The organism is Streptomyces sp. SID11385, assembly GCF_010548245.1.
GTDB lineage: Bacteria > Actinomycetota > Actinomycetes > Streptomycetales > Streptomycetaceae > Streptomyces.
The window spans coordinates 1-5,723 of the sequence record NZ_JAAGLR010001062.1 but is presented as its reverse complement, the minus strand read 5'-3'; the positions used below and the strand labels follow the sequence as shown (position 1 = coordinate 5,723).

Below are 5,723 nucleotides of genomic sequence, written 5' to 3'. Positions count from 1 at the left end.
TGCGGCGTCGGCGGGCGCGCCTGCGGCGGGCGGGGTGGGTGCTGCTGTGCGGCGCGGTGCTCGTCCTCGCCGTGTGGGCGGCCCGGACGCGGCCGTGGACCGTGCCCGAGGAGGTGACCACTCCCCCGTACCCGCGCTGGTGAGGACTCGTACCCGCGCTGGTGAGGGAGTGGCCACCGGAGCGGCTAGCCGAGCGCCTGGCGCAGGTCGTCGAGGAGGTCGTCGGCGTTCTCGATGCCCACCGAGAGGCGCACGAGGTCGGCCGGGACCTCCAGCGGGGAGCCGGCGGCCGAGGCGTGGGTCATGCGCCCGGGGTGCTCCAGGAGCGATTCGACGCCGCCCAGGGACTCGCCGAGCGTGAAGAGCTGCGCGCGGTCGCACACCGCGACCGCCGCCTCCTCGCCGCCCGTGACCTGGAAGGACACCATCCCGCCGAAGGACCGCATCTGCTTCGCGGCGATCTCGTGGCCCGGGTGCTCGGGCAGGCCCGGGTAGAGGACGCGGGTCACCTTGGGGTGGCGGGTCAGCATCTCGGCGACGCGGGCGGCGTTCTCGCTGTGCCGGTCCATGCGCACCGCGAGGGTCTTGATGCCGCGCAGCACGAGCCAGGCGTCGAAGGGCCCGGCGACCGCGCCCATCGCGTTCTGGTGGTAGGCGAGTTCCTCGGCGAGGGTCTCGTCCGAGACGACGAGGGCGCCGCCGACGACGTCGGAGTGGCCGCCCATGTACTTCGTCATGGAGTGCACGACGACGTCGGCGCCGAGCGCGAGCGGCTGCTGGAGGTAGGGGCTCGCGAAGGTGTTGTCGACGACGAGCTTCGCCCCGGCCTCCTGCGCGACGGCCGCGACGGCGGCGATGTCGGTGATGCCGAGGAGCGGGTTCGAGGGCGTCTCGACCCACACGGCCTTCGTACGGTCCGTGAGCGCGGCGCGCACCGCGGCCGGGTCCGAGGTGTCGGCCACCGAGAAGTCGACGCCCCAGCGGCCGACGACCTTCGCGAAGAGGCGGAACGTGCCGCCGTAGGCGTCGTCGGGGATGACGACGTGGTCGCCGGGGGCGAGGAGGGTGCGCAAAAGGCAGTCCTCGGCGGCGAGCCCGGAGGCGAAGGCGAGGCCGCGCCGGCCGCCCTCCAGGGCCGCGAGGTTCTCCTCCAGGGCGGTGCGGGTCGGGTTGGCGCTGCGGCTGTACTCGTAGCCGCCGCGCAGCCCGCCGACGCCGTCCTGCTTGTAGGTCGACACCTGGTAGATCGGCGGGACCACGGCCCCGGTGAGGGGATCGGCGGTGTTCCCCGCATGGATCGCCACGGTCTCGAAGTTGTTGTACCTGTCGGTCATGCGCACCGAGCGTAGTGCCCCGGCGACGGCACGGGCGCCGCACGGGGGACCGGCAGCGTTTTCGAGCGGACCGGCGGGTACGGGCACTTGACGCCGCCTTGGTGCGTTCTTGAGGTGGGGTTGGCCAATTCGTCGCGGGGTCTGGTTCGCTGGGGGTATGGAGATTCTCTGGTCCCTGTTCGGGGTCCTCTTGATCGGCGCCGTCGTGGCCTCCGTGCTGCGCAGGCGCGGTGCCACCGGGATACGCCTCGCGCAACCCGGCGACCCGGACGCCGCCGACCCGGCCGCGTACGGCTTCGTGCGCCAGGAGGAGCTGGACGTACGCCTGCCCGGGCCCGACGACGAGCTGCTGCGCACGCTGCGGGTCGTGCAGGGCGGGCAGGACTGGCAGGCGGCGGCGCGGCTGCTCGCGGGCACCGACAAGCACGGCGAGCTGCGCTGGCAGCGCGTCCAGGCGTTCGCGGGGGCGGCCTCGCTGGAGCTGGCGCGGCACCCGGGCGAGGGCGGGCGCTGGCTGCGGACGTGGCGCGCGGAGGCGCCGAAGGACGCGGGGGCGGCGGCGGTGCACGCGGAGTTCCTCGTCCAGCAGGCGTGGCGGACCTCGACGGTGGGCACGGACGAGTTCCGGATCATCCTGGAGGAGGCGCGCGCGGCCTGCGAGCAGGCGGCGCTGCTCGCGCCCGGCGATCCGGTGCCGCACATCACACGGCTCGCCGTGGCGCGCGGGCTCGGCGAGAGCCACGAGGACTTCGAGCGGCTGTGGCTGAAGATCCTCGACGTCGCGCCCGCGCACATGGGCGCGCACCTGACGGCGCTGGCGTACTGGAGCGAGAAGTGGCACGGCTCGGCCGACTTCGCCGACTCCTTCGCGCAGGCCGCCGCCGCGCGCGCCCCGCGGGGTTCGCTGCTCGCCGCGCTGCCGCTCTTCTCGCTCCACGACCACATGGGCGACGTGGTCCTCGTCCAGGACTTCCACGACACGGCGGTGGTCAAGCGGGCGCTGCACGGCGCGCTGTACGCGGTCCGCTCGGCCCGGCACGACGACGCGGCGGCCCCTCTCGTCCACCACCTTTTGCTGCACTTCCTCGTCCAGGCCAGGCGGTGGGGCGAGGCGATGGAGCAGGTCGTCCGCGTCGACGGCTACGTGGGCGCCCTCCCCTGGACCCTGAGCGAGGACCCGGCCGCCGAGTACGCGCTCTACCGCGCCCTCGCGGTGGCCGGCTACGAGGCGAACGGCGGCAACCCGGCGACGCTGACGCGGTGAGGCGGGGCACGTAGCCGCGAGGGGCGGGTACGGGGCTTCCTGCCTCGTATCCGCCCCTCGGCGCGCCGCGTCAGATCGTCGCCGTGTCGATCACGAAGCGGTAGCGGACGTCGCTCGCGAGGACGCGCTCGTACGCCTCGTTGATCTGGTCGGCGCGGATGACCTCGATGTCGGCGCCCAGGTGGTGCTCGGCGCAGAAGTCGAGCATCTCCTGCGTCTCGGGTATGCCGCCGATCGAGGAGCCCGCGAGGGTCTTGCGGCCCGCGATGAGCGAGAACATGTTGAGCGAGTTCGGCTCCTCGGGGGCGCCGACGTTGACGAAGGCGCCGTCCACGCGGAGCAGGCTCAGGTAGGAGTCGAGCGGCAGCGGGGCGCCGACCGTGCAGATGATCAGGTCGAAGCTGCCCCGCAGCTCCCTGAACGTCGCCTCGTCGCTCGTCGCGTGGTAGTGCGTGGCGCCGAGCCGCAGCCCGTCGTCCTTCTTGCGCAGCGACTGGCTCAGGACGGTGACCTCGGCGCCCATCGCGGCGGCGAGCTTGACGGCCATGTGCCCGAGGCCGCCGAGCCCGACGACGGCGACGCGCTTGCCGGGGCCCGCGTTCCAGTGCCGCAGCGGCGAGTACGTGGTGATGCCCGCGCACAGCAGCGGCGCGGCCTCGTCGAGCGCGATGCCCTCGGGGATGCGCAGCGCGTACTTCTCGTCCACGACGAGGTGTGTGGAGTAGCCGCCGTAGGTCGGCTCGCCGTTCTTCTCGCGGCCGTTGTACGTGGCGACGGTGCCGTTGACGCAGTACTGCTCAAGGCCCTGCTCGCAGTACTCGCACTCGCGGCAGGAGTCGACGAAGCAGCCGACGCCGACGCGGTCGCCGACCGTGTACTTCGTCACGGCGGAGCCGGTCTCGGTGACGATGCCGGCGATCTCGTGGCCGGGGACCATCGGGAAGATGCCCTTGCCCCAGCCCTCGCGGGCCTGGTGGATGTCGGAGTGGCAGATGCCCGCGTACTTGATCTCGATGAGCACGTCGTGCGGGCCGACCGCCCGGCGCCCGATGGTGGTGCGCTCCAGGGGCGCCTTGGGCGCGGGTGCGGCGTAGGCGGGGACGGCGGTCAGGCTGGTCGTGCTGGTCATACCGGGAAACACTCTCCGTGGTTGTTCGTCGCGGCCCGTGTGGGGGTTCCCGCGCGGCGGGTGCGGGCCGTCGTCCAGTGTGCGGGTGCCCGGGCGGACGGCCCAGACCCCCCTTGGACGTACGCCTGCCGTGCGTACCACCAGCGGGGACAGGCTCACGGGAAGGTGCCGGGACGCGCGGCGGATACTGGAAGGATGAGCACTCCTCCCACCCGGGACCGCCGCGCGGTGCCGGGCGCCCTCGATCCCAAGGCGGAGCTGAGCGAGTTCCTGCGGCTGCGCAGGGCCGCGCTCAAGCCGCACGACGTGGGGCTGCCCGAGCTGGGCAGGCAGCGCAGGGTGCCGGGGCTGCGGCGCGAGGAGCTGGCGCAGCTCGCGGGCGTCTCCGTGGCGTACTACACACGGCTCGAACAGGGCAACGCGGGCAATGTCTCGGCCGAGGTGCTCGACGCGGTCGCCCGCGCGCTGCGGCTGAGCGACGCCGAGCACGAGCACCTGCTGCGGCTCGCGCACGCCCGTCCCGGCCGCAAGAAGAAGCGGGGCGGCTGCCCGGCCACGTTGCGCCCCGCGCTCGGCACCCTCCTCGACTCGCTCGACGTGCCCGCGTACGTCCTCGACGGCCGTACCGACATCCTCGGCTGGAACCGGCTCGCCGCCGCGCTGCTCCACGACTTCGGCGCGCTCCCGCCGCACCGCCGCAACTTCGCGCGCCTCGTCTTCCTCGACCCCTCGGTGCGCGAGCGGTACACGGACTGGGAGGCGAAGGCGGCGGAGACGGCCCGCGCGCTGCGCGCCTACGCGGGGTACTGCGCCGACGACCCGGAACTACCCGGCCTGATCGGTGAGTTGTCGATGCACAGTGAGGAGTTCCGGCAGCTGTGGGCGGCGCACGAGGTGCGTGACCTGAGCCATGGCACGAAGACGTTCCGCCACCCGCTGGTCGGCGAACTGACCCTCTCGTACGAGACGCTGCGGCTGCCCGACGACCCGGGCCAGAGCCTCTTCCTCTACCACGCGGAGCCCGGCTCGCCCTCGGCGGAAGCCCTGCGGCTGCTGGGCAGTTGGGGGCAGGACGCGACGGCGGTCGTACGGGGGTAGGGGCGGGGCGCCGGCAGTCCGGCGGTCCCGCTCCTGTCAGCCCTCGGCCCGCCTCAAACCGGCTTCGCCGTCTTCTCGTCGGCGATCTTCCCCTTGCGCAGGGTGATGAGCCGGGGAGCCCGCCGCGCGAGGGCGCTGTCGTGCGTGACCATCACGAACGTGAACTTCTGTTCCGCCCACAGTCCTTCGAGCAGGTCCATGATCTCGTCGCGCGTCGTCTCGTCGAGGTTGCCGGTGGGCTCGTCGGCGAGGAGGACCTTCGGGGTCTTGACGAGGGCGCGGGCGATCGCGACGCGCTGCTGCTGGCCGCCGGACAGTTCGGACGGCAGGTGCTTGCCGCGTTCGCCGAGCCCCACCGAGGCGAGCGCCTGGGCGGCCCGCTCGCGGCGCTCGGCGGTCTTCGTGCCGAGCGGGACGAGCGCGGTCTCGACGTTCTCCTGCGCGGTGAGCGTCGGGATGAGGTTGAAGCTCTGGAAGACGAAGCCGATGTGGTCGCGGCGGAGCCGGGTGAGCTTCGCCTCGCCGAGGCGGGCGAAGTCCGTGCCGTCGAGCGAGACGCTGCCCGCGCTCGGCCGGTCGAGACCGCCGAGGAGCTGGAGCAGCGTGGACTTGCCGCCGCCGGTCGGGCCCTGCACGACGAGGCGTTCCCCGTCGTCGAGATCGAGGTCGACCCCGGCGAGGGCGCGCACGGTGTCCTTGCCTCTCTGGTACTGCTTGGTGACCTCGCGGAGCTGGTACATGGTTGCTGCTTTCCGGCACGCGGCACGCGGCCTGGGGAAGTGAGGGGGCGGGCGGGTACGGGGCGGGGGCGGCGTCCTGCGGGAGGCCGCCCCCGCCCGCGTACGGGCTACTCGACGCGGCGCAGCGCGTCCGCCGGGCGCAGCCGGGTCGCCCGCCA

5 protein-coding genes are annotated in these 5,723 nt (G+C 73.3%); 2 read left to right on the top strand and 3 right to left on the bottom strand.

The genetic code is table 11. The annotated features are described in order from the left end of the window. Nucleotides 1-185 precede the first annotated feature (185 nt). Entirely contained in the window at nt 186-1,334 is a 1,149-nt protein-coding gene (locus tag G3I42_RS32675; RefSeq protein WP_164291298.1) for a cystathionine gamma-synthase, read from the bottom strand. 157 nt (nt 1,335-1,491) lie between these two features. Here G3I42_RS32675 and G3I42_RS32670 point away from each other — a divergent pair, with 157 nt between their 5' ends. Continuing rightward, complete coding sequence (locus tag G3I42_RS32670) at nt 1,492-2,598, top strand: hypothetical protein (protein WP_164291297.1); 1,107 nt, start codon at nt 1,492-1,494, stop codon at nt 2,596-2,598. Nucleotides 2,599-2,668: 70 nt separating this feature from the next. On the opposite strand, the gene G3I42_RS32665 is transcribed toward G3I42_RS32670, so the two are convergent. After that, the gene (locus G3I42_RS32665) at nt 2,669-3,727 is read right to left on the bottom strand and encodes an NAD(P)-dependent alcohol dehydrogenase (protein ID WP_164291296.1); all 1,059 of its coding nucleotides are present in this window, start codon (nt 3,725-3,727) and stop codon (nt 2,669-2,671) included. 195 nt (nt 3,728-3,922) lie between these two features. On the opposite strand from G3I42_RS32665, the gene G3I42_RS32660 reads away from it, so the two are divergent. Next, the gene (locus G3I42_RS32660) at nt 3,923-4,825 is read left to right on the top strand and encodes a helix-turn-helix transcriptional regulator (protein ID WP_164291295.1); all 903 of its coding nucleotides are present in this window, start codon (nt 3,923-3,925) and stop codon (nt 4,823-4,825) included. A 53-nt stretch (nt 4,826-4,878) separates the two neighbouring features. On the opposite strand, the gene G3I42_RS32655 is transcribed toward G3I42_RS32660, so the two are convergent. Then, nucleotides 4,879-5,565: an ABC transporter ATP-binding protein gene (locus G3I42_RS32655; RefSeq protein WP_164291294.1), complete on the bottom strand. Its 687-nt coding sequence runs from the start codon at nt 5,563-5,565 to the stop codon at nt 4,879-4,881. Between the last annotated feature and the right edge of the window lie 158 nt (nt 5,566-5,723).

What these genes read in the sequence shown, in the direction of transcription:
- G3I42_RS32675 (WP_164291298.1), bottom strand. Translation starts at nt 1,334, where the DNA reads ATGACCGACAGGTACAACAACTTCGAGACCGTGGCGATCCATGCGGGG.
- G3I42_RS32670 (WP_164291297.1), top strand. Translation starts at nt 1,492, where the DNA reads ATGGAGATTCTCTGGTCCCTGTTCGGGGTCCTCTTGATCGGCGCCGTC.
- G3I42_RS32665 (WP_164291296.1), bottom strand. Translation starts at nt 3,727, where the DNA reads ATGACCAGCACGACCAGCCTGACCGCCGTCCCCGCCTACGCCGCACCC.
- G3I42_RS32660 (WP_164291295.1), top strand. Translation starts at nt 3,923, where the DNA reads ATGAGCACTCCTCCCACCCGGGACCGCCGCGCGGTGCCGGGCGCCCTC.
- G3I42_RS32655 (WP_164291294.1), bottom strand. Translation starts at nt 5,565, where the DNA reads ATGTACCAGCTCCGCGAGGTCACCAAGCAGTACCAGAGAGGCAAGGAC.